Annotated in this window: 20 protein-coding genes; 14 read left to right on the forward strand and 6 right to left on the reverse strand. The window is 62.1% G+C overall.

Annotated features, from left to right (window positions below; all coding sequences use genetic code 11):
• Window positions 1-3 precede the first annotated feature (3 nt).
• Window positions 4-1,017 (forward strand): tryptophan--tRNA ligase, encoded by a 1,014-nt coding sequence (gene trpS, locus Q3Y53_RS05625; protein ID WP_303533853.1) that lies wholly within the window; start codon window positions 4-6, stop codon window positions 1,015-1,017.
• A gap of 315 nt (window positions 1,018-1,332) precedes the next feature.
• Window positions 1,333-1,926 (forward strand): muramidase, encoded by a 594-nt coding sequence (locus Q3Y53_RS05630; protein WP_368506435.1) that lies wholly within the window; start codon window positions 1,333-1,335, stop codon window positions 1,924-1,926.
• Here the strand turns inward: Q3Y53_RS05630 and Q3Y53_RS05635 are convergent.
• The gene (locus tag Q3Y53_RS05635) at window positions 1,911-2,267 is read right to left on the reverse strand and encodes a DUF2605 family protein (RefSeq protein WP_226425418.1); all 357 of its coding nucleotides are present in this window, start codon (window positions 2,265-2,267) and stop codon (window positions 1,911-1,913) included. The two genes, Q3Y53_RS05630 and Q3Y53_RS05635, sit on opposite strands and share 16 nt — an antisense overlap.
• A gap of 3 nt (window positions 2,268-2,270) precedes the next feature.
• Between Q3Y53_RS05635 and thrS the strand changes: the two genes are divergently transcribed.
• Genes thrS through Q3Y53_RS05665 form a run of 6 tightly spaced genes read left to right on the forward strand, consistent with a single transcriptional unit; the run spans window position 2,271 to window position 10,227 of the window.
• The gene (thrS, locus tag Q3Y53_RS05640; protein WP_226425420.1) at window positions 2,271-4,106 is read left to right on the forward strand and encodes a threonine--tRNA ligase; all 1,836 of its coding nucleotides are present in this window, start codon (window positions 2,271-2,273) and stop codon (window positions 4,104-4,106) included.
• A complete protein-coding gene (locus Q3Y53_RS05645) occupies window positions 4,103-4,498 on the forward strand; it encodes a DUF1824 family protein (RefSeq protein WP_303533855.1) in 396 nt (131 codons plus the stop codon). The genes thrS and Q3Y53_RS05645 overlap by 4 nt, the downstream gene beginning before the upstream one ends.
• Window positions 4,499-4,533: 35 nt before the next feature.
• Entirely contained in the window at window positions 4,534-5,568 is a 1,035-nt protein-coding gene (glk, locus tag Q3Y53_RS05650) for a glucokinase (protein WP_303533858.1), read from the forward strand.
• Window positions 5,569-5,582: 14 nt separating this feature from the next.
• Window positions 5,583-6,530 (forward strand): homoserine kinase, encoded by a 948-nt coding sequence (gene thrB / locus Q3Y53_RS05655; RefSeq protein WP_226425426.1) that lies wholly within the window; start codon window positions 5,583-5,585, stop codon window positions 6,528-6,530.
• A gap of 57 nt (window positions 6,531-6,587) precedes the next feature.
• Window positions 6,588-8,123 (forward strand): NAD(P)H-quinone oxidoreductase subunit 4, encoded by a 1,536-nt coding sequence (locus tag Q3Y53_RS05660; RefSeq protein WP_303533861.1) that lies wholly within the window; start codon window positions 6,588-6,590, stop codon window positions 8,121-8,123.
• A 1-nt stretch (window position 8,124) separates the two neighbouring features.
• A complete protein-coding gene (locus tag Q3Y53_RS05665) occupies window positions 8,125-10,227 on the forward strand; it encodes a M3 family metallopeptidase (RefSeq protein ID WP_303533865.1) in 2,103 nt (700 codons plus the stop codon).
• A gap of 2 nt (window positions 10,228-10,229) precedes the next feature.
• Here Q3Y53_RS05665 and Q3Y53_RS05670 read toward each other — a convergent pair whose 3' ends face one another.
• From Q3Y53_RS05670 to Q3Y53_RS05690, 5 genes are read right to left on the reverse strand one after another with little or no spacing between them, the layout of a single operon-like run.
• Complete coding sequence (locus Q3Y53_RS05670) at window positions 10,230-10,817, reverse strand: triacylglycerol lipase (protein WP_303533866.1); 588 nt, start codon at window positions 10,815-10,817, stop codon at window positions 10,230-10,232.
• Complete coding sequence (locus tag Q3Y53_RS05675) at window positions 10,814-11,185, reverse strand: dihydroneopterin aldolase (protein ID WP_303533868.1); 372 nt, start codon at window positions 11,183-11,185, stop codon at window positions 10,814-10,816. Before Q3Y53_RS05675 ends, Q3Y53_RS05670 begins: the two co-directional genes overlap by 4 nt.
• Window positions 11,185-12,492: a glutamate-5-semialdehyde dehydrogenase gene (locus Q3Y53_RS05680; protein ID WP_303533871.1), complete on the reverse strand. Its 1,308-nt coding sequence runs from the start codon at window positions 12,490-12,492 to the stop codon at window positions 11,185-11,187. The genes Q3Y53_RS05675 and Q3Y53_RS05680 overlap by 1 nt, the downstream gene beginning before the upstream one ends.
• A gap of 8 nt (window positions 12,493-12,500) precedes the next feature.
• Complete coding sequence (locus Q3Y53_RS05685; protein WP_303533874.1) at window positions 12,501-13,409, reverse strand: ROK family protein; 909 nt, start codon at window positions 13,407-13,409, stop codon at window positions 12,501-12,503.
• Window positions 13,410-13,412: 3 nt separating this feature from the next.
• Entirely contained in the window at window positions 13,413-17,861 is a 4,449-nt protein-coding gene (locus tag Q3Y53_RS05690; protein ID WP_303533877.1) for a translocation/assembly module TamB domain-containing protein, read from the reverse strand.
• 66 nt (window positions 17,862-17,927) lie between these two features.
• Between Q3Y53_RS05690 and Q3Y53_RS05695 the strand changes: the two genes are divergently transcribed.
• The 6 genes from Q3Y53_RS05695 to glgB are packed head-to-tail and all read left to right on the forward strand — an operon-like array spanning window position 17,928 to window position 23,768.
• Window positions 17,928-18,365 carry a Ycf51 family protein gene (locus tag Q3Y53_RS05695; protein ID WP_226425442.1) on the forward strand — a complete coding sequence of 146 codons (438 nt, stop codon included), beginning with the start codon at window positions 17,928-17,930 and terminating at the stop codon, window positions 18,363-18,365.
• Window positions 18,365-18,766 carry a DUF4332 domain-containing protein gene (locus Q3Y53_RS05700; protein ID WP_226425444.1) on the forward strand — a complete coding sequence of 134 codons (402 nt, stop codon included), beginning with the start codon at window positions 18,365-18,367 and terminating at the stop codon, window positions 18,764-18,766. Before Q3Y53_RS05695 ends, Q3Y53_RS05700 begins: the two co-directional genes overlap by 1 nt.
• Window positions 18,767-18,812: 46 nt before the next feature.
• Window positions 18,813-19,094 (forward strand): hypothetical protein, encoded by a 282-nt coding sequence (locus tag Q3Y53_RS05705; protein ID WP_303533884.1) that lies wholly within the window; start codon window positions 18,813-18,815, stop codon window positions 19,092-19,094.
• Window positions 19,084-20,688 carry a CocE/NonD family hydrolase gene (locus tag Q3Y53_RS05710; protein ID WP_303533886.1) on the forward strand — a complete coding sequence of 535 codons (1,605 nt, stop codon included), beginning with the start codon at window positions 19,084-19,086 and terminating at the stop codon, window positions 20,686-20,688. The genes Q3Y53_RS05705 and Q3Y53_RS05710 overlap by 11 nt, the downstream gene beginning before the upstream one ends.
• A gap of 11 nt (window positions 20,689-20,699) precedes the next feature.
• Complete coding sequence (locus tag Q3Y53_RS05715; protein ID WP_303533888.1) at window positions 20,700-21,410, forward strand: DUF3887 domain-containing protein; 711 nt, start codon at window positions 20,700-20,702, stop codon at window positions 21,408-21,410.
• A 60-nt stretch (window positions 21,411-21,470) separates the two neighbouring features.
• Window positions 21,471-23,768 (forward strand): 1,4-alpha-glucan branching protein GlgB, encoded by a 2,298-nt coding sequence (gene glgB / locus Q3Y53_RS05720; RefSeq protein WP_303533891.1) that lies wholly within the window; start codon window positions 21,471-21,473, stop codon window positions 23,766-23,768.
• Window positions 23,769-23,776 lie beyond the last annotated feature (8 nt).

Here is a 23,776-nt window from a genome sequence, read left to right on the forward strand (position 1 = left end):
TTGATGAGCCGGCCAAGGGTTCTTTCCGGGGTGCAACCGACCGGAGCACTGCACCTCGGCAATTGGCTGGGTGCCATCCGCAATTGGGTTGACCTGCAGGAGACCCACGACACCTTTGTTTGTGTTGTGGATCTCCACGCCATCACCGTTCCCCATGACCCCAGCCGCCTGGCTGAGAACACCCGTTCCACAGCAGCGCTCTACCTGGCCTGTGGCATGGACCCCAAGCGCTGCGCAGTGTTTGTGCAGAGCCAGGTGGCAGCCCACAGTGAACTGTGCTGGTTGCTGAATTGCGTCACGCCACTCAACTGGCTTGAGCGGATGATTCAGTTCAAGGAGAAAGCGGTGAAGCAGGGGGACAACGTCTCCCTGGGCCTGCTGGACTATCCGGTACTGATGGCCGCCGACATCCTTCTCTACGACGCTGACCTAGTGCCCGTCGGCGAAGATCAGAAGCAGCACCTGGAGCTGGCGCGTGACATCGCGCAACAGCGCATTAATGCCCGCTTCGGTGGCAAGGACACCCCGGTGCTCAAAGTGCCCAAACCGATGATCCTCAAGGAAGGGGCACGGGTCATGAGCCTGACGGATGGCCGCAGCAAGATGAGCAAGAGCGACCCCAACGAAGGGAGTCGCATCACCCTTCTGGACCCTCCTGAGCTGATCACCAAAAAGATCAAACGCGCCAAAACCGATCCAGAGCGTGGTCTCGAATTCGGCAACCCCGATCGGCCAGAAACCGACAACCTCTTAGGGCTTTACGCGATCCTGAGCGGTAAGGGGCGTGAGCAGGCCGCCAACGAGTGCGCCGAGATGGGTTGGGGACAGTTCAAGCCGCTGCTGGCGGAAGCCACCGTGAACGCGCTGGAACCTATCCAAGCCCGCTACCGCGAGCTGATGGATGACCCCACGGAGCTCGATCAGGTGCTCAGCACAGGCCGCGAGAAAGCCGAAACCGTGGCCAACGCCACGCTCGAACGGGTTCGGGACGCCTTGGGCTTCGCCCGACCAGCCTGATCGCCGCCAAAGAAAAGCATTAACTGCTCTTATCAATACGGCCGATTTCGTTTTGAGCGACACCCCCTAAGGCTTGACGGAGACAACCTCAGTCGCAGCAGCGAGTCTCGCAAGACTCTCATCCTTCTCTCAGTTGCATATACACAGCGCAGACTGCGCGTCAACCCCTCAAGCACCGATCTCGCGCGCAGGCCTCGTGGGCCAGCACTGTGACCGTCCACCTGATTGCTCTTTGTGCGTCGTCTTTTTTCTGCGTTCAGCCCAGTCACGCCTTGGAACCGACCTGTCGTCGGTGCTGCCCTGACCGCAGGATTGGTGCTGTCCGCAGGAGCCACACAGCTACCCCAGAAAACAGACACGCCTTCAGACCATGCCGCGCATGGCGAAACCAGCAGCCGCGCCCATCTGGCCACCGGCAACGAAGGTGGGCGTTATGAGCTGACGCCTGAGCGCCGCGCCCTGCTCAACACCATTCGCTTCGCCGAGGGGACCTGGAAGGACGGTGAAGATAAGGGTTACCAAATCACGTATGGCGGAGGGCAGTTTCAGGACCTCTCGCGTCATCCCGAGCGGGTGATCGTGAAGCGCTACACCAGCGCTGCAGCTGGGGCCTATCAATTCCTGCCGAAGACCTGGAAAGGAGTGGCCAAGGAGCTGAAGCTGACCAGCTTCGAGCCAAGGCACCAGGACCAAGCCGCTCTGCACCTTGTTGAGCGTCGGGGTGCTCTCAAAGAAATTGACCGGCAAGGTCTGACCAAGAACGCCATGGCGAAGTTGGCTCCCGAATGGGCATCCTTCCCCACCTGGACTGGCCGCTCCGCCTACGGGCAACCGGTGAAGAGCCATCAGGAACTGGCGAGCTTTTACAGCAGCAACCTGCGCCAGCTGCGCAATCAGCTGGGGGCCTGAGACGAACGGGTCGAACCCAACTTCGCGGCCAAGGCCCACACCTCCGTGACCAAGCCATGCCACGGGTTCATCACCTCCATCGAGACCGCCATGGGCTGCGTTGATGCAGCCACAAGAGAGCGCGTTGCAGCAATTGCCTTCTTGCCGTCCTGCAGCCGCTCCTCCATGCGCTGACGCTCCTCTGATGGCATCACCTCCTCCGGACAGGCCTGCAGAAGCTCCTCCCCGCGCTGAAACCAGTGCTCGAAGTCATCGAGAAGGGATGCCAGCAACTCATCCAACAGTGCGCCAGCATCGCGATTAATTGACTCACCCACGTGTTGCCCTCGGGTCTCGCCCATAGGATGGCGGGCCCCGAACCTGAACCGGTGAGCAGCGCTGCAGCAACCACCCCAGCCCCTTCAGCACCAGTGGTTCTGCCCAAGACCAGCGAAAGCGATCAACTGCTCAAGATTCGCCACTCGATGAGCCATGTGATGGCCATGGCTGTGCAGCAGTTGTTCCCCAAGGCACGCGTCACCATCGGCCCCTGGACCGAAGCCGGTTTCTATTACGACTTCGACAATCCCGATCCCTTCACCGAGGCCGACCTGAAGGCCATCAAGAAAGGGATGATCAAGATCATCAACAAGAAGCTGCCCCTGGAGCGGGTCGAGGTGAGCCGCAGCGAGGCCGAAGCAAAAATCAAGGCCCAGAACGAGCCCTACAAACTCGAGATCCTTGAAGGACTGCAGGAGCCGATCACCCTCTACACCCTTGGCGAGGACTGGTGGGACCTCTGTGCTGGCCCCCACGTGGATCACACCGGCCAACTCAACGCCAAGGCCTTCGAGCTGGAAAGCGTGGCAGGCGCCTACTGGCGTGGTGATGAGACCAAAGCGCAGCTGCAACGCATCTACGGCACGGCCTGGGAAACCTCAGAACAGCTGGCGGAGCACAAACATCGCAAGGAAGAAGCTCTCCGCCGCGACCATCGCCGGATCGGCAAAGATCTCGACCTGTTCTCCATCGAGGACGAGGCCGGGGCTGGCCTGGTGTTCTGGCACCCCCGCGGTGCCCGCATGCGTCTTCTGATCGAAGAGTTCTGGCGGCAGGCCCACTTCGAGGGCGGATACGAGCTCCTCTACACCCCCCACGTGGCGGACATCAGCCTCTGGAAGACCTCAGGCCACCTCGACTTCTACGCCGAGAGCATGTTCGGCCCGATGGAGGTGGACGAGCGGGAGTACCAGCTCAAGCCGATGAACTGCCCGTTCCATGTGCTCACCTACGCCAGCAAACTGCGCAGCTACCGGGAACTGCCAATCCGCTGGGCGGAGCTTGGAACGGTGTATCGCTACGAGCGCCCCGGTGTGATGCACGGTCTGATGCGGGTCCGGGGCTTCACCCAGGACGATGCCCACGTGTTCTGCCTGCCCGAGCAGATCAGCGACGAGATCCTGAAAATCCTCGATCTCACCGAGCGGATCCTCTCCGCCTTCGATTTCAGCAACTACGAGATAAACCTCTCCACCCGCCCTGAGAAGTCCATCGGCGATGACGCCGTCTGGGACCTGGCCACCAAGGGACTGATTGAAGCCCTGGAGCGCAAGGGTTGGGCCTACAAAATCGATGAGGGCGGCGGCGCCTTCTACGGCCCGAAAATTGATCTCAAGATCGAAGATGCCATTGGCCGGATGTGGCAGTGCTCCACCATCCAGTTGGACTTCAACCTGCCGGAACGGTTTGAGCTCGACTACATCGCCGCCGACGGCAGCAAGCAGCGGCCGATCATGATCCACCGCGCCATCTTCGGTTCGCTGGAGCGATTCTTCGGGATCATGACCGAGAACTACGCCGGCGATTACCCCTTCTGGCTGGCTCCGGAACAGGTGCGCCTGTTGCCCGTCACCGACGAGGTGCAGCCCTACGCGGAACAGTTGCTGAACCAGCTCACCCAAGCTGGTGTGCGCGCCACCATCGACCGCAGCGGCGACCGTCTGGGCAAGTTGATCCGCACCGGCGAACAGATGAAGATCCCCGTGTTGGCGGTCATCGGTGCCAAGGAAGCTGAGCAGAACGCCGTAAGCCTGCGCAGCCGACGAGACGGTGACATCGGGGTCACATCGGTGGCCGACCTGCTCAGTGCTGCTCAAATGGCTAACAGCCAGCGCGCCGCAGGCCTGGAGCTGAACCGATGACGGACTCCCCCGTGCAGAAGCTTGCCGATCTCGCGCATCTGCGCGGAGCACCGGACCTGCTTCCCCAGAACAGAAACGAACTGCGCGGAGAACTCGATCAGGCGATGGCCAACGTCAGCTGGTTCACCATCGGCGTCATGGCCCCGTCCATGGAGCAGGCCCTCACAGCGCTGCGCAGCCTCGAGCAAAGCCAACAGTGGGAGCCCCTCCAGCTCGTCGACAGCCCCGAGGAGCCGGGCCCTGTTTTTCTGAAAGCCAATCAGAAGGGAGGCACGATCCGCATTCGGATCGAGCACGGCCTCGGCGAGGGAATTCTGATCAGTGGCCACGGCGACGACGACACCACGCCAAGCACCACCTGGGGACCGCTTCCTCTGGACTTCTTCTCCTGAGCGAACCACGCTGTTAGGAGATGCTGAGGCCATGGATGGCCACCACCACACTCCTGGCGGGGGACATGGGAGGCACCAAGACCCTGCTCGCTCTCTATGGGAGTGAGTCGGGTCAGATGCGCCTGCTTCATCAAGAACGCTTCCGCTCGGGAGAATGGCCATCCCTTGAGCCGATGCTCGAGGCCTTCCTCAACAATCGCCCAGCTGATCTCCCGGCTCCAGCGCATGCCTGCATCGCCGTTGCCGGCCCGGTGCGTCATAAGGAGGCCCGGATCACGAATCTTCCCTGGCGGTTACGGGAGGCCGACCTGGCGAGGGCAGCAGGTACTGAACGCCTCGAGCTGGTGAATGATTTCGGCGTTCTGATTTACGGGCTGCCCCATTTCGACGGCAACCAGCAGGTAATCCTTCAGAACGGCCACCAAGACGCGGGCCCTCTGGCAATTCTTGGTGCCGGCACCGGTCTCGGTATGGCACGAGGACTGCAGAGCGAGCAGGGACTGGTGGCCCTGGCGAGCGAAGGAGGGCACCGCGAATTTGCCCCGCGCAATGAAGCGGAATGGGAGCTGGCCTGCTGGCTCAAACAAGACCTCAGCGTCAGCCGGCTGTCGATTGAACGCATCGTGAGTGGAACCGGCCTTGGGCATGTGGCCCACTGGCTGCTTCAGAAACCCGATGCCGCCATGCACCCCCTACGCAGCGTGGCTGAGGCGTGGCGGCGCAACAGTTCCAACGATCTTCCTGCTCAGGTGAGCGTCGCGGCTGAAGGGGGTGATCCATTAATGCAACGCGCTTTACAGCTTTGGCTGGAGGCCTATGGCGCAGCGGCAGGCGATCTAGCCCTTCAAGAACTCTGCACAGGAGGCCTCTGGGTTGGTGGTGGCACAGCATCAAAACAATTGAAGGGACTGCAATCCGCCAGCTTTCTCAACGCGATGCGCGATAAGGGACGCTTCCGCGAACTGATCGAAGGGATGCAGGTCACAGCGGTGATTGATCCCGATGCCGGACTGTTCAGTGCAGCCTGTCGCGCCAGGATGCTGGCAGAGTCAGGTGGGACACTGGCCTGAGAAGAGGATCAGCGATGGCGCAGCCGCGCATCGGTCAGAAAGTGGTCGTGGACGTCCCGGCAACCACCGCCAATCTCGGCCCCGGATTTGACTGCCTGGGTGCAGCCCTCGACCTGAACAACCGATTCGCGATGCGGCGGATCGAAGGGGGCGGTGAACGGTTTGAGCTGATTATTGAGGGATCAGAGGGGAGCCACCTCCGCGGTGGTCCAGAAAACCTCGTCTACCGCGCGGCCCAACGGGTGTGGAAAGCGGCTGGCCTGGAACCCGTTGCCCTTGAGGCACGGGTGCGTCTTGCCGTGCCGCCGGCACGGGGGCTGGGCAGCAGTGCCACGGCCATCGTGGCGGGATTAATGGGAGCCAATGCCCTCGTCGGTGAGCCCCTCTCCAAGGAGAAGCTGCTCGAGCTGGCCATCGACATCGAAGGGCACCCCGACAATGTTGTTCCCTCCCTTCTGGGGGGCCTCTGCATGACCGCAAAGGCCGCCTCTCAGCGCTGGCGCGTGGTGCGTTGCGAATGGGCGCCAAGCGTGAAGGCCGTCGTGGCGATTCCATCGATTCGCCTGAGCACCAGCGAAGCCCGCCGGGCCATGCCCAAGGCCATTCCCGTTGGCGATGCTGTGGTCAACCTGGGTGCCTTGACGCTTCTGCTGCAGGGGCTGCGCACCGGAAATGGTGATCTGATCTCCGACGGCATGCACGATCGTTTGCACGAGCCTTACCGCTGGCGGCTGATCAAAGGCGGTGACGAGGTCAAACAGGCGGCCATGGACGCGGGAGCCTGGGGCTGCGCCATCAGCGGAGCCGGACCAAGCGTCCTGGCTCTTTGTGAGGAAGACAAGGGCCCAGCCGTCAGTCGCGCCATGGTCAAAGCCTGGGAAGCGGCAGGAGTCGCCAGCCGCGCACCGGTGCTGAATTTGCAGACGTCAGGCAGCCACTGGCAACCGGCCGAGGATGAGTAGATCCACCTAAACAGGGCATTCAGCCCTGTTAGCTTTGTTAAAGATTGCGGACATGGAATGGATGCTGGGTTAGCAGAGCTTGCTGTCTCGGGCAGTCCCTTCCCCTGGTTGTCATTGATTGTGCTGTTGCCGGCGGCAGCAGCGTTGGTGTTGCCACTGGTTCCGAGCAGCGAAGAAAATCCATCACCCGCCCCGAAAATCATCACCCTGGTCGTCCTGCTGGTCGATCTCCTGTTGATGATGGGGGTGTTGGCCACCCGCTTCGACCCCAGCACTGAAGGGCTCCAGCTGGTGGAGCGGGTGAGCTGGCTCCCAGCACTCGGCCTCGAATGGTCCCTTGGTGTTGATGGTCTTTCAGCACCTCTTGTGGTGCTCAGCGGGCTGGTCACTTTTCTGTCTGTGGCTGCCAGTTGGTCGGTGCAGCGCAAATCACGGCTGTACTTCGCCCTGATGCTGGTTCAGGCCTCGGCCCAGGGCCTGGTCTTTCTCTCGCAGGATTTCCTGCTGTTCTTCCTGGCATGGGAGCTGGAACTTGTTCCCGTCTACCTACTGATCGCCATCTGGGGCGGACAAAACCGCCAGTACGCCGCGACCAAATTCATCCTCTACACAGCCCTGGCCTCTTTGCTGATCCTGATCAGCGGCCTGGCGCTGGCTCTTTCTGGTGACACCTTCACCTTCAACCTCACCGAACTTGCATCTCGCTCCCCCGGCGGCAGCTTTGGCTTGTTGTGTTACGTGGGCTTCCTGATTGGCTTCGGCGTGAAACTGCCGATGTTCCCGCTCCACACCTGGCTGCCCGATGCCCACGGCGAGGCGAACGCGCCGGTATCGATGCTGCTGGCCGGGGTACTCCTGAAAATGGGCGGCTACGCACTGCTGCGCTTCAACGTGCAGATGTTGCCGGAAGCGCACGCCACCTTGGCGCCGGCACTGGTGATCCTTGGGATCGTGAACATCGTTTATGGCGCCCTCAACGCCTTCGCCCAAGACAACGTCAAACGCAGGATCGCCTGCAGTTCCGTCAGCCACATGGGCTTTGTCCTGGTCGGTATCGGTGCCGTTGATGCCCTGGGAATCAGCGGAGCCATGCTCCAGATGGTGAGCCATGGTCTGATCGCTGCAGCAATGTTCTTCGTAACGGGTGTGTTCTACGAGCGAACCAAGACCCTCTCGATCCCCAACATGGGCGGACTGGCCAAGGCCCTGCCGATCACCTTTGCCTTCTTCCTGGCCAGCTCCCTGGCGTCACTGGCGCTGCCTGGCATGAGTGGCTTCATCAGTGAAATCACCGTGTTCCTTGGCATCACCAGCCAGGAAGCCTTCACCTCGGTGTTCCGCTCGATCACCGTGCTGATGGCCGCCATCGGTCTGGTGCTCACACCGATCTATCTCCTCTCCATGTGCCGCCGGGTGTTCTTCGGCCCCAGGATTCCTGCCCTGGCCAGCGTTGCTGACATGCGGCCCAGGGAACTGGTGATTGGCCTCAGCCTTCTGGTGCCAACCCTTGTGATCGGCATCTGGCCCCGCATTGCCATGGACCTTTACGAGGCCTCCACCAACGCTCTTGCCCTGCAGTTCATTGCCAGCTGAGATGTCGACTGTTTCCCCCCTTCTGCGCGGCCAAGGGCTTCCCGAGTTCCGTGCCATTTCCCCAGAGCTCGTCAGTACAGACATCCCGGTTCTGCTCGCACAGCTGGATCAGGACTTCAGCGCGCTGGAGCAGGCTCTGGATAAAGCCCTTGCAGGACCATCGAAGCTGTCCTGGGATGGGGTGATGCAACCGCTGCAGGCCATCGGCGAACGGCTGCGTTGGAGCTGGGGTGTGGTGTCACACCTCAATGGCGTTTGCAATTCCGCTGAACTGCGCGATGCCCATGCCGCCCAGCAACCCGATGTTGTGCGCCTGAGCAACCGCCTTGGCCAAAGCCAGATTCTTCATCGGGCCTTGATGGCCCTTCAAAGCGATCCCGCCGAACCACTCAATCCAACCCAAGAGCGGATTCTGAAATCAGAGCTGCTCTCGATGCAGCAGCGCGGTGTTGGCCTCAGTGGCGACGAGAAGGAAGCCTTCAACAGCACCAGTGAACGCCTGGCCGCTCTCTCGACCCAGTTCGGCAACCACGTGCTCGATGCCACGCAGCAGTGGACCCTGAAGCTCAGCCAAACCAGCGACGTGGAAGGCCTGCCGCAGCGGGCTTTGGAGGCGTTGGCCGCAGCAGCGCGCGAAGCAGGGGACGCTGATGCGTCTGCGGAGTCAGGCCCCTGGCTGCTGGGACTGGACATGCCCCGCTATCTGCCCTTCCTCACCCATGCCAACAACCGATCCCTGAGAGAAAAGGCCTATCGCGCCCATGTGGGGCGGGCCAGTGAAGGAGAACTCGATAACCGGGCACTGATCGAGGAGATCCTGACCCTGAGGCGCGAACAAGCTTCCCGCCTGGGCTATGCCCATTGGGCTGACCTCAGCCTCAGCGCCAAGATGGCTGACGATGTTCCAGCCGTGGAAGCACTGCTGGACGAACTTCGTGCTGCGGCATACCCAGCAGCTGAGCAAGAGTTGCGGGATCTCCAAGCCATCGCCAGGGAGCACAAGGCCCCTGAAGCTGATGAGCTAGCTCCCTGGGATATCGCTTACTGGTCGGAGAAGTTGCGTCAATCCCGGTATGACCTGGACCAAGAAGCGCTGCGCCCCTGGTTCCCGCTGCCGCAGGTGCTCGAAGGCCTGTTCAGCCTGTGTTCACGGCTGTTCGAGGTCGAGATCGTCGCCGCCGACGGCGAGGCACCAACCTGGAACGACGATGTGCGCTTCTTCCGGGTGAAGCGCTCCGATGGCACACCGATCGCCGGCTTTTACCTCGACCCCTTCAGCCGCCCCGCCAGCAAGCGCGGTGGAGCTTGGATGGATGAATGCTTAGGCCTCAGCAAGAAACCCGATGGATCTGTCGTGCTGCCGGTGGCTTACCTGGTCTGCAACCAGACCCCACCTGTGGGTGAAACGCCCAGCCTGATGAGCTTCGAGGAAGTGGAGACCCTCTTCCATGAATTCGGCCATGGGCTCCAACACATGCTCACCACCGTTGAGGAACCGGAAGCAGCCGGCATCAGCAACGTGGAATGGGATGCCGTGGAACTCCCCAGCCAGTTCATGGAGAACTGGTGCCTTGATCACGCCACCTTGATGGGCATGGCGCGCCACTGGCAGACCGGTGAACCCCTGCCCGAGGAGGAATTCAACAAGCTGCGCAACAGCCGCACCTTCAACGCAGGCCTGGCCACCCTGCGGCAGGTTCACTTTGCTCTGAGTGATCTTCGCCTCCACAGCCAGTGGACCCCGGAACTTGGCGTTACCCCAGACGAACTGCGCCGTGAGATTGCCACCACCACCACGGTGATGGCTCCCATCCCAGAGGATCAGTTCCTCTGCGCCTTCGGCCACATCTTCGCGGGGGGCTACTCCGCTGGGTACTACTCCTACAAATGGGCTGAGGTGCTCAGTGCCGATGCCTTCTCCGCTTTTGAGGAGGTGGGTCTGGATCAGGAGGATCAGGTTCGCGAAACGGGAGCCCGCTTCCGCGACACCGTGCTCAGCCTCGGTGGCAGTCGCTCCCCAGCAGAAGTGTTTGAAGCCTTCCGAGGCCGTCCGGCCAGCACCGAAGCACTGATTCGCCATTCCGGCCTGGTGGCCGCGGCCTGAGCTCAGGCGCGCAAGCTGCTGCTGAGCCGTCGAATCGCGGCAGGGTGGCTGATCAGCTGCTGATGGGTCCAGACGGGGATTTCCTCACACCGGCCCAGCGGCAGAACAGCCCTCCAGCCGGGGCAGACCATCAGATCCCAGCGGCAAAAGAAACTGGAGCAGTCGACCCCAGCCAGGGCATCGGATTGGCGATTCAGGTCCCGCAGCAGGTGACTGCCCACTTTCATGTCGGCCGCACCGGCCAGTAGCGGACGGGGAATCATCTGAGCAGCCAAGGTGCCCTGCTGCGGGCTTCCCACGCTGAAGAAGCGCCGGGTGCGCTGCGCCCCCCCCAGCTCCTGCAGCCAGATTCTGCCGATCACGCCCCCCATCGAAAAACCCAGAAGATCGACCCTGGTTTCTGCACCGAAGCGCCGCTGAATGTGCTCATCCAGCCGCGAGGCCAACTGCCGCAGGGGAACCCAACCCAGACCATGGGGCAGGTGTGGCGCCAGCAACGGTAGATCAGGCTGGTCCAACCCCTGAATCAATCGGTGAAAGAGACGGGGCGAGTCCCAGAGACCATGCACCAACACCAAAGGGATGTTCACAGGGCTGATTTACCGCCATGGCGCGAGCGTTCCACAAACACCCGACCGTTAAATCCCGGAACCGGTGCAGCACATTTGGTCAACCGCAACCACATCGGCATGGGCCCGTAGAGGGTTTCCAGCCGATCCAACATCTGCTCGCTGAAGTGCTCGATCGTTAGGCAACGAACCTGCTGGGACAACCCTTGCAGGGCCTGAATCGCCACGCTGTAGTCGAGGCTCTGGCTCAGGTCGTCGGCCACGGCAGCAGCCTTCAAATCAAGCTGAACACTGAAATCAAGGTTGAACCATTGGCCATCCCGGCGTTCGTGTTCCAACACCCCGACATGGGCCCACAACCGCAGCTCCCGCAGACCGATGCAATCCATCAGAGCGGCCGATCGATATGGGTGAAAACGCGGCTGCCGTTGGCATAGTCGGCAGCGATGTGCCCCTCGCCGCGCAACCGATAGCGGTAGGTCACCAGCCCCTCAAGGCCAACGGGTCCCCGGGGAGGCAGGGTCTGGGTGCTGATGCCCACCTCAGCGCCGAATCCATAACGGAACCCATCGGCGAAGCGGCTGGAACAGTTGTGATAAACCCCGGCGCTATCCACCGCCGCAAGAAAACGATCAGCCGCCTGGGCATCCTCCGTCAGGATCACTTCGGTGTGACGTGAGCCATAGGAACGGATGTGATCGGTGGCTGCCTCGAGATCGTCCACCAGCTTCACCGCCAGGATCAGATCCAAATACTCCGTGCTCCAGTCCTCCTCGGTGGCAGCTTCTGCCACGCCGAGGGCGACGCTCGCGGCATCACCCCGCAGCTGCACCCCGGCAGCGGCGAATGCCGGCAGCGCAGCGGTAAGGAAAGGCTGGGCAATGGAGCGGTGCACCAGCAAGGTCTCGATGGCGTTGCAGGCGGCGGGGTACTGGCTCTTGCTGTCCACCGCCACCCGAACGGCTTTATCGATGTCGGCCGCAGCATCCACGTAGAGATGGCACACCCCATCGGCATGGCCCAGCACAGGAATGCGGGTGTTGTCCTGGATGAAGCGCACCAGCTCGTTGCTTCCCCTGGGGATGATCAGATCCACGAGCCCATCGAGACGCAACAACGCCAGGCTTTCCTGTCGTGTTGTAAGCAGCGCCAGGGCATCGGCAGACACCGGACTGGCCGCCAGGCCTGCCTGTAGGGCGTCCATCACAGCCTCATTGGTGCAGCGGGCCTCACTGCCCCCTTTCAACAGAGCACCGTTGCCCGAACGGATCGCCAGCGAGGCGATCTGCATCACAGCATCAGGCCTGGCTTCAAAGATCACACCCACCACCCCAAGCGGCACGGAGACCCGTTCCAGCACCAAGCCCTGGTCCAGCTCCCGGTGCAACTGACGACAGCCCAGCGGATCACTGAGGCTGGCCACCTTGCGAACGCCATCAATCGCCGCGGCCAACTTGGTGTCATCCAGCTTCAGCCGAGCCATCAGAGCCGGCGACAGCCCATCGGCCGCAGAGCGTTCGAGGTCTTCACGGTTGGCCGCGAGGATGGTTGATGCGCGGTCGGTCAGCGCGTCCGCCATCGCCTGGAGCGCCAGGGCCCGTTGGCCGTCATCGGTCTGCCCAAGATCAACAGCAGCACGGCGGACAGCCGCGGCACGCTGCAACAGCGCGGCGGAGGGCTCTGGAACGCTGGACATCAACGCAATCAATCTGGAGCCATCATCCCGTTCAGCCGCTGCAGAGCGAGCCGCGCTGCCCCCAGGCATCCAGCACCATTGCCGAGGCAGGCGGCCTCGATCCGCAACCCCTCCCGTGAGACGGCCTGAACCCGAGACTCCACCTCTCGACGCACCGATGGCAAAAAGTGGCGGGCGGCACCCGCCAGTCCGCCACCCAACAGAACCAACTGCGGTGTGAACACGTACACCAGCGAAGCAACACCACAGCCGAGGCGCTCGCCGTAACGGCTCCAAACCTCCAGAGCCGCCGTATCACCTGCATCAGCCTCTGCACTGAGCTCGCGGGGATCGCGATCACACAACCGCCGCAACCCCGTGATGCTGGCGAACTGCTCCAGTGAGCCACGGTTGCCGCTGTTGCAGGCCGGACCATCGGGCTGCACCCCAATCAGACCGGGTTCCGCTGCAGCACCGTTGTGGCCAGTAAATAGCTCACCTCTCAAAAGCACTCCCCCCCCCACACCGGTTCCGAGGGTCAGCAGCACCACATCATCAACACCACGGGCAGCACCGAGCCAGGCCTCTCCGACCACCGCACAGTTGCCGTCATTGGCAAGGGTGACCCGACGATTGAGCCTGGACTCCAGCCAATCCGCCAGCGGCACGTCCTCCCAGCCAGGCAGGTTGATGCATACCCGGGCCACCCGGGCCGCCACATCCATCGGACCAGGGAGTCCGATGCCGACCGCCTCAGCCGCATGCTCCGGGTCAATCTGTTCAATGGCTTCACAGAGGGCCATCGTCACGGCGCCAGGCACTGCGGGCTGAGGCGTGGGCACTTGCGCCTCCGCTAGCACCGTGCCGTCAGCACGAATCCGAGCCAGCTTGATCGCCGTGCCCCCGAGATCCACCCCAATCACCTGCGCGTCAGGCATCCCTTAGAACCGGAAGAACACCTGCAACTGGCTCTGCCAGGTGCCATTGGCATCCATGGCCGCAGACACAGACGTGGTCGGCGTCAGCCGATAGGAGACCGTGGCCTGCGGAGGGACATCGGTTGTGTTCGGTGCCATCAGAACAGAGAGGTCGAACTTGTCGGTCAACGCCACACCGAACTCCGTTACCACTGTGAGTGTTGGCGAAATCTGGCCGGAGGTGCGCTCCTTCTCTGATTTCACATCGGGGTTGACGTAGGTCGGGAAAATCGCCACCTGGAGGCGCTGCCCCATGGCATCGGTCAAGGTGCCCAGCACCGGTGAGAGCAGCGACTGACTCAGCATCGTGGCCAAAGCAGCACCACCGTTTCCGCCCAAAGAGGCCAGGGAATTACCACCGATCAGACCCAACAGCTGCTGCTCGCTCATCGGCGGTGTGCTGCGTAGAACAAGATTTTCTTTGTCAACCAGACGGTTGGCCGGCCCCGTGGCCTGGACCATGACCTTCACCAAGCGGAGCTGACCACCCTCGGCATAAGCGCTGCCCGTGCCATTGGAAGCAAATAGGTTGGCACTGGTGATCTGATCGCTGGTGCCCGCGCTGACGGTATCGGAGACCCTGGCTTGCATGGCGATATCCACGTAGGGCACCAGACCCAGCGAGGGAGTGAACACCGCTGCATTCGCCGCCTGCGGATCCAAACGCAGTGGAGCAAGGGGAGGGATCCAGATCCTGCCGGACTTGAGCCGGATCAAGCCTCGCGCCTCCAGAGAGGGATCCAAGGGGCCGTTCAACGTGACGGTGCCTCCCCCTTTGAAGCTGATCCAAGGGGGCATCAGCACCTCGATATCAGGGCCCAGGGCCAGTCGAAGATTTTTAAAGCGGATGGCCGGCAGTCTCGGCATGAACCGTTGCAGCTGATCCGGACCTTGGATGGATCGGTTGGGGCCCATCAGGACCAGAGGTTCCTGGAAGTCCCACTTCTCCGCCAGGAGTTGCATCACCGATTCGGAACCGGGCTGTACCTCCTTTGAGGGGCCCTCAACACCGGTGGAAACCAGGGTTTGAAGTCCGCGCTGCCGCAGCCGTCCGAAGAATCCGGACTGAGGCCGAAGCGTTCCTCGCGACAGGGCCAGATTTCCAGAGAGAACGGGTTGCACCAAGGCACCAGAAACCTGCAGTTCGCCATCGGCCTGGAACTGCACGATCGGCTGAAGAATCTGACCCTTGCTGAGTTGCAAGGTGAGCGGTGAAGCGCCGCTCTGGGGGGTGAACAAGCCAAGGGTTCCTGAACCGCGCAGCGATCCGCCGCGGCCCACTTCGGCCTCCAGTCGTTGAACCAAGACGCGATCGAAATCGAACAGGATCAAGGCATTGATCCGGCTCAGCTCCTGTTCACCGATGCTGAGATCTCCATTGCTAACCACCACAAAGCCATTGGCTTGGGGTTGGTTCAAAGGCCCGCGCAGCAGCAGCCGCAGATTGGTGCTCCCCTGCTTAACGGTGAACGAATCCCCGGCGAGGAGCGTCAACACGCCAAGGGCATCCCCATGGCTGTCCAGCCTCAGATTCAGATCGGCTTCGGGATCAAAGGGAACCGTGCCAGACACATTGACGGCTTCTTTGCTCTCGCCTCCCTTCAAGGACAGATCCAGTCGAATCAACTCACGATCAACAACGAGTGATCGCTGCTCCAACTGCAGGGGCTGGCCCGCCAGGCTGGCGGAATCGAACACCAGATCGGAAACCAGCAGAGGCGCCGCTCCGCTGAGGTCGTAGCGGCCGCGGATGCCAACGCTGCCGCGGAGCTGCGGCGGTACAGGAGCCAACAACGCCAGCAGCGAGATCGGAACCTGCAGCAGGGAAAGGTCACCGGATCCTCCGAGCAGCGGGCCGCGAAGCGTGGCAACCACCGGTTCAAGCTGAAGTGCTTTGGCCTGGTCATCACCCTCAATCCATAGATGCGCCTTGGCGATCAGATCGGCTTTCAGACGTTTTGAATTGGGCCCCTCGATCGTTCCAGACAGATTGACCCGCCCTTCCAGGCGATCCAGATCTGGGCCCTTGCGGGGATTGGTCAGGGCATAGGCCTCGAGAGCCCGGCGCGATTGCGCCAGTGCTCGCAACTGACCATCAAGCGAGCCGCCGAAGGTGTTGATGAACAGGGTTCCGAGGTCCTCAGCACGCCCGGGGGCCAGACCCGGATGGGGGTCGCTCCCTCTCAACTGACGGGCCAGCAGCGTCAGCCAGGTCACATCCAGGCCTTCGGCCTTGATTGAGCTGTGCATCCGCCCACCCAGATGGCCACGGGCCTTCAGCCGGATGCTGCCCTGCAAGGGCGTGAGCGCTGCATCGGCTTTAAAACGTCCATCGCTCAAGGAGCCCTCCACCTCGAGGCTCTGCATGGCAACCCCCGCCATCGAGGGGTCAGCAATTGCGGCAGCCCCCCGGATCGCAAGGGGGGCCATGGCAAGACTCCCGGCACCCGTGAGCTGACCTGCCACCGCTTTGGGCTGGGTGACCGGCGGAAGGATGAAACGCAGACCATCGATGTTGAAGCCCGCTGCACGCCACCGGTAGCGGCGTTGATCCCCAGCCGGAGCCAGTCCGTCCAAGCGCAACTGCCCCTCACCCCGGCGCAAGCGCACGGTCTTGGGCCAAGCATCGGCATCGAGCTCAGCCACGAGCGTGCCAGGCACAGCGGGATGCTGGGCCGCCATCGCCAGGCGAGCACCGCGACCGAGTTCGCCGTTGAGGCTGCCTTGCCAGCGCTCGGGAACCTGCAATGCCCCGACGCGGGGTTGATCCAGCATCAGGCTGATATCGGGCTGCAGTGCCGACAGCAAACCGTTCACGCGACCCCGCGCCGCCACCTGACCCCCCAACGGCGTACCAATCAAGGGGGTGAAGCGGCTCAGGTTGAGAGGTTTGAGTTCAAAGCCGCTCTGAAGTTCACCGACTTGAAGCCGCCCCTGCGCCAGCTGCAAAGGCAGGCGCGCTTCGGCCCGCAACACCGGACTGGTGAAGCGATCCAGCACGAGGGCGGAATCCTCCGTGGACCATCGGGTCTGCAACGACCATTGGTCCAGCAGAGGGTTGGCCGCCTGGCCAAGCTTCAGGCTCAGCTCCGGTGAGGCCAACGCACCACTGACGTCGACGGCTCCAAGGATCGGAGCGGCTTGGCCCAATCCAGCCTGCAAGGTCGGCACCGCAGACCAGAAGCGGGGATCGATCTGCAACTCTGAACTGCGCAGATCCAGCTTGGATCCGATCGTTCCGACCAGCCCGAAGTTCAGTCCCGGGGCACTGAGGCGGAGGCTGTCCACGGCAACAGACGGTTGCTGCACTTGCAACCAGGGGATGCGCCCCTGAGCCTCCAGCGTCAGGGCCTTGTTGAGCCCCGTGGCCTCAGGCAATTTGATCTGTCCATCGGCACTCCACTGGGGCTCCTCCCAGGGGCCCTGGATCCTGAGCTTCAAACGGTCTTTGCTTGCGGGGCTGAGATCTGTGCTGCGCACGTCAGCGCGGAGATCAAAACTCTTGTTCAAGGCAACGGAGCCTGAGGCCCGAGCCTCAAAGGCTGCGAAACGCAGTGTGGAGGGCTCCAGCGTCAGTCGATCGCCCTTGCAAGCGACGCTGAGGCGATGGCTGTTCAGCGAAGCAAGCTTGAGACGATTGAGGCTGAGCCCACCTCGGCAGTTCAAAGAGCCATCGGCCCAGCCGATCTGAACATCTCCCTCCAACGTCCCTGAGGCGTCCAGATCCTGAGCGGGGGCGATGACGGCTCCCAACGGGTTCAGGTTGAGTCGATCCATCCGAGTTCGCAGCCTGAAGCTCGGGCGATCCCAATGGCCTTGTCCGTCCAGCCGCAGCGCCCCTTCAGCGCCGACCCAGCGAAGTTCCGATGCGGTGCTGAAAAAGGCTTCCCCGAGCCGAACCGCGCCCCGGCTGCGAAGTTCAAGGGTCTGCTGCTGTGGACCGAAACGAAGCTTGGCGGGGTCGGCCAACCGGTACTGCACTCCAAGTCGCGGCAGGGCGCCGTCGCCGCTCAGCTCACCAAAGGTCCAGTAACGACCAGCCTCATTGGCCTGCAACTGGCCGCGCAGCTTGTGCAGTGTGATCTGCAGAACCGGCTGCAGACGCCGAAGACTCGCCAGGGGAGCAAGGCTGACCTCCAGCCCCGCCAGGCTCAGCTCTGAGCGATCCGCCGCCGACGGCAAGATCCGACTCGGCCCAATGGCGATCCCCAAGCCCAAGGGGCGAAGTCCCTCGTAGGGACCAATGTCCACTTTGTGGCCCAGAGGACCCGAAAGCGTGCGCTCCAAACCAGGGCGCACGCGGCTCAGGACGCGTTCCGCAGCACGGTCAAGGGCGATGAAGCCTGCGGCTCCACCCCCGATCAGAACGAAACTTCCAGCAACCAACAAGGTCCTGCGCCGCGTTTTCCCCATCAGACGCGGCGGTCACCCCGGAATCTCGCGCAATATAAGGAGACTGTTTTCAGTCCACCAGACCCAATGTCCTTCGATCAGCTGCTGCTTACTGCCGCTCCTTGGCTTGGTTGGTCTGGACTTGGGCTCGGAGCGCTGACAGCCGTTGCCTTCCTGACCAATTGGGGCATTCGGTTTCGGCTGGTCGGTGTGAGCAGCTTCACCCTGCTGCTGGCCGTGAGTTGCTGGGCGTTCGGCGTGAGCTACACACCGCCAGTAGTGGTGGAGGGTGCGGTACGTGCACCGATCGTGTTCGACAACGGCAACGACCTCGTAGTGGCGCAGGTTCCCGCCGACCTGGCCCCAACCACAGTTCAAGCCACCCTGGAGCAATTGGAGGGCAACCTGCGCGGCTCCGGTCGGTCCAGCAGCACTGTGCTGGTGCGGTTGCGGGGCATCCAGGCGGAGGGCGATGGGCTTGGACGCCCCGTCATCCTGGGCGAGGTCAGCAAGACCTTGCGTTGATGCCGGACTTCAACGACGCGATTAAGGAGCTCCCCCAGTCGTTTCGCAGGGAAAAACAGGAACTGGATCGGGCCGGCATCAACCGCTGGTCCAGCATCTGTGACTTAACAGATGTGCAGCTAAGCCAACTCGCTCGCAGTGGCCAGGCTTCGGCCCGAAACCTGAAACGGCTGAGGGGCATGGCCAACTTGGTCTGCAGTTTGGATTTGCCTCCCCAGGACGCCGCGCTGCTGATGCATGCGGGCATTGCCACACCCGCTGCTCTGGCGGCATGCACCCCCGAACGTCTCGTCCGCCAGACCGGGCGGCTGGAGCGCAGCCTTGGAACCAAACGGCCTGTCGTGGTGGATCTGCAGGTGGCCGGCGATTGGATCCGACGCGCCAGGCAACTGGGGAACTGACCCCAGCAGCCCTGCCTTGGCATCCAATCCTGCGTATGAACCGTGTATGAGCTTGAAACTCCTACGCACGGCTCTGGTCGCACTGGCCCTGCTCGGGTCACCTTTGCTCGTGATTGCCGCTGACTCGGATTTGCTCAACAGCGTCAAGCGCAATCCTGAAAAGGCGAAGGCAATGTGCCGCACGTTCCGGCAGATGAACGCCAACGGCCGGTCGCCGTTCTCCAAGGCGTACATCAACCAGGTCGCTGCCAGTGAGAACCTGAGTTTTCAGGATGCAGAAATTCTCATGACCTACACGGTGGGGATGCATTGCGACGATGTCCGCTGAGACAAGCGGAATTGCCTGCCGCCCTGCGGCACTCACCCTGTCCGATGGCGTCGTGCTGCAGTCACGGCTTTGGCATCCCAATCGTGAAGGTCCCTGGCCTGCCCTGCTGATGCGGCAGCCCTACGGAAACCGCATCGCCTCAACCGTCACCTACGCCCACCCCAGCTGGTGGGCCTCCCATGGATTCCTGGTGGTCGTTCAAGACGTACGGGGACAAGGGGAGTCGGAAGGCAGCTTCGGAGGGTTTGGTCAGGAAACAGCCGACACCAGCGCTACCCACGCTTGGGTGCGGCAGCTGCCGGAATGCAATGGTCGCTTGGGGGTCTACGGGTTTTCGTATCAGGGACTGACCCAGCTCACTGCCGCTGAGTCAGCCCCACCACCGGATTGCACCGCCCCAGCAATGACCGGGTTGGACGAACGACGCCACTGGAGTTGTGAGGGCGGTGCCCACTGGTGGCACCTGGGCCTTGGCTGGGGGCTCCAGCTCGCCGCCCTCCAGGCCCAGCGACGCGGAGATGCAACGGCTTGGCTGGAGATCCGCCGCAGCCTGGAGGAGAACCACTATCTGCGGGACGGGCTTTCACTGCTGCGACGCCATGACCCCGATGGCATGGCCTTGCGCTGGTTACAAAGCGACCCCAACAACGATCAGCAGTGGATGGTTCATCGCCCCCCGGAGAGCTGGCTTCAACGGCCGATGCTGTTGATCGGTGGATGGTGGGATCCGCATTTGGTGGGTCTTTTGGACCTCTGGCATCGCAGCCAGGTCGCCGGCGGCCAGCCATCCCTTCACATTGGGCCGGCCACTCACCTGGAGTGGTGGCCGGAAACCCAACAGCTGATGCTGCAGTTTTTCCAACAGCATCTGCAGAAGCGCCCCCTGCAGGAGCCGAAGCCCAACCACCAGCTCTGGAACATCACACAGCATCAGTGGGACGCGATCCCCACACCCGGCACCAGCGGGCCGGCGTCATGGGGTCTGAGGAGCCATGGACTGGCCTGCATCGATCCGAGCGAGGGTGCCCTCGTGGCGGATGGGGAAGGAGAGGGAAGCGTGGTCATCGTGCATGACCCCTGGCGACCGGTCCCAGCCATCGGTGGACACCTTGGGATAACCCCTGGCCCCGCGGACCGCATGGCCGTCGATCAACGCAGCGACGTCGCGACTTTCACCTCTGCACCCCTGGTTGACGAGCTTCTTCTGTCGGGTCAACCGTTGCTGCTGCTGAACGCCGAGGCGGACCAGCCCGGATTTGATCTGTGTATCAGCCTGTCGCGCCTGCCTGCGGACGCCAACAGCGTTGAACAACTGAGCACGGGAATCGTGCGGGTTCGAGGAGAGGAGGCGTTGCAGCCGGCCAGACGCACCGTGACCCTCCAGCCGCTGCACGCGACCCTGGCCAAAGGCGATCGACTGCGGATCTCCGTTGCCGCAGCAGCTTGGCCCGCCATTGGCGTCAACCCTGGCCACGACGCCGTGCCCTGCGGAGCACCAAGCCCAGAGCATCGTGTGGTGACGCTGACACTGGAACTTACTGACTCCACCCTGCAGCTGAACCCCTTTGATTCCGGCAGACTGAAGCTCGACTGATCGTTTGTGGTTTGAAGCTCTCCGCTGCCCTGCTGGCCATCGCTCTGTCAGCTCCCATGGGGTTGATCAGTCCCGCAGCAGCGGAGCAACTCACCAGAACCGAACTCAGTCCTGCGCAAGCGACAGCGGCGGCTGAACTGCTGCTGGAGGCGCTCAAAAACCGCCAAGGAGACGTCATGCATGACGCTCTCGCCGCCCCGGTTCAGGCCAGTGTTGATGTGAAGAGCGTCCAGGCACGCCTGGACCAACGCGTGGCCATTAATGCAACCCGCGTCGTCAGCGTGATCCCTGGCTACAACACGACAACCGTTGACGCTGTGGTGACCACTGCATCCGGTGATGAAGGGATGCTGATGGTGCTGGATGAGGACGGCAAGCTGCTCGCCTGGAAGTGGACCAAACAGATCCAACCGATCGAGACAACAGCCCTCGACTTCACCCGCGACCTAGCGGCAGGACGCTGGGTTGCAGCGCGATCCAAGATGTCCCTGCAGCTGCAGGAAGAGCTGGCCCCGGGCGACCTGGAGCGCAAATGGACCAAGCTCAGCCAGGTGTCAGGCGGGTTCCGCAAGGTCAAAGACGCCGTGATCGCCCATCAAGGCGGCGATCAGCAGCTCGTGCTGGTGGCAGTTGCCTTCGGCAAGGCCACAACCAACCTGTTTGTGATCTTTGACGAAAGCGGTCGGATCATCAACGTCGACATTTCCCGAGACTTCGTCTGATCATCAACGGATCTGTTTCGTAAAACAGGCTTAACATCGCGCCCAATTCTCAGATCTCCCATGGGTGTCGCCGCAGTCCTCGACTGGATGGTGCAGGACGGCGAACGGTTGGCGAATTGTCGCCATGACCACCCGTTTGCGGTGCTTGGTCCTCAACCCTCAGAGCAGGGTTGGACCGTGCGGATGTGGATGCCGGAAGCCCAAACGATCACCCTTCTTCAGGCTGGCGAAGAGATCGCCATGACCACCCCGAACCACCCCTGGGTGTTCGAGGCACAGCTCAACAGAGATCCTGGCTGCACCTACAGGGTCAGGGTTGAACGCGGCGGGATCGTGCACGAACAGAACGATCCCTGGGCCTTCCGTGGTGAATGGATGGGCGAAATGGATCGCCACCTGTTTGCTGAGGGCAACCATCACCACATCTGGCAAAAGATGGGTGCCCACCTCACCGAGCGTGAAGGCATCACTGGTGTGATGTTCTGCCTTTGGGCTCCCAATGCTCTGAGCGTCTCCGTCATCGGAGATCTGAACTCCTGGGACGGACGTCACCACCCCATGCAGCAGCGTGTTGGGGGGATCTGGGAACTGTTCATTCCCGGACTCGAGGAGGGACATCTCTACAAGTACGAAATCCGTACCCAAGACGGCCACTGCTACCAAAAGGCTGATCCTTACGGCTTCCAGCACGAGGTTCGCCCGGACAACAGCTCCGTTGTGGCTCGTCTGGGCGGATTTCAGTGGTCCGATCAGGGCTGGATGCAGAAGCGCGACAGCAGCAACGCGCTCGATCAACCGATCTCGGTGTATGAAATGCACCTGGGCAGCTGGATTCACGCCTCAGCAGAAGAGCCCTGGATACAACCCGACGGCACCCCTCGCCCGCCCGTACCCGCGGCGGAGATGAAGCCTGGCGCTCGGCTGCTCACCTACGCAGAGCTCGCCGATCGCCTGATTCCTTATGTGAAGGAAAGGGGATTCACCCACATCGAGGTGATGCCGATCACCGAACACCCCTTCGATGGCTCCTGGGGCTATCAAGTAACGGGTTGGTATGCACCCACCAGCCGCTATGGAACGCCTGACGAATTCCGAGCGTTTGTGGATCGCTGCCACGCCGAAGGCATCGGTGTGATCATCGACTGGGTTCCGGGCCATTTTCCGAAGGATGCCCATGGCTTGGCCTTCTTTGATGGCGAACACCTCTATGAACACAGTGATCCCCGGATCGGGGAACACAAGGAATGGGGAACGCTGATCTTCAATTACAGCCGTAACGAGGTTCGTAACTTCCTTGTTGCCAACCTCATCTTCTGGTTCGAGCAGTTCCACATCGATGGCATCCGCGTGGATGCCGTGGCCTCGATGCTCTACCGCGACTACCTGCGCCCCGATGGGGAATGGCTCCCCAACGAGAACGGCGGTCGGGAGAACACCGAAGCTGTGCGTTTCCTTCAGCAGGCCAACCACGTGCTGTTCCAGCACTTCCCAGGCGCCCTCTCCATCGCAGAGGAATCAACAACCTGGCCGATGGTGACGCAGCCCACGGATAGCGGCGGTCTCGGGTTCAACCTCAAATGGAACATGGGTTGGATGCACGACATGCTCGATTACTTCGAGCTGGACCCGTGGTTCCGCCAGTTCCACCAGAACAACATCACCTTCTCGATCTGGTACACCTACACCGAGAACTTCATGCTTGCGCTGAGCCACGATGAAGTGGTGCACGGCAAAAGCCATCTCCTGCACAAAATGCCGGGAGATGACTGGCAGAAGTACGCCAACACCAGGGCGTTGCTGGCCTACATGTGGACGCACCCCGGCAAGAAGACGATCTTCATGGGGATGGAGTTCGGCCAGCGCGCTGAATGGAATGTTTGGGGGGATCTGGAGTGGGATCTGCTCAACTACGAGCCCCACAAGGGCATCCAGCGGTTGGTGGATGATCTCAACGTTCTCTACAAGGCAGAACCGGCCCTCTGGCGGGACGACTTCGATCAGTTCGGCTTCCAGTGGATCGATTGCAACGACAACCGCCACTCCGTGATCAGCTTCATGCGTCGGGAGAGTGCCAGCGGCACCTGGCTGGTGGTGGTGGCGAACTTCACGCCCCAAAGCCACTCCCACTACCGCGTGGGCGTTCCCCTCTCCGGCTTCTACGAGGAGATCTTCAACTCCGATGCAGCCAAGTACGGCGGAAGCAACCTCGGCAACATGGGCGGCAAACCAACAGACGAGTGGGGCATCCACGGCTACGAGAACTCCCTGGACCTCTGCCTGCCGCCGCTGAGCCTGATGGTGTTCAAGCACGACCCGAAACGCAGCCTGAGCAGCAGCGTTCCGGACAACATCGTGTGACGAACGTG

The organism is Synechococcus sp. YX-04-1, assembly GCF_030546365.1.
In the GTDB taxonomy this organism is placed as follows: domain Bacteria; phylum Cyanobacteriota; class Cyanobacteriia; order PCC-6307; family Cyanobiaceae; genus Parasynechococcus.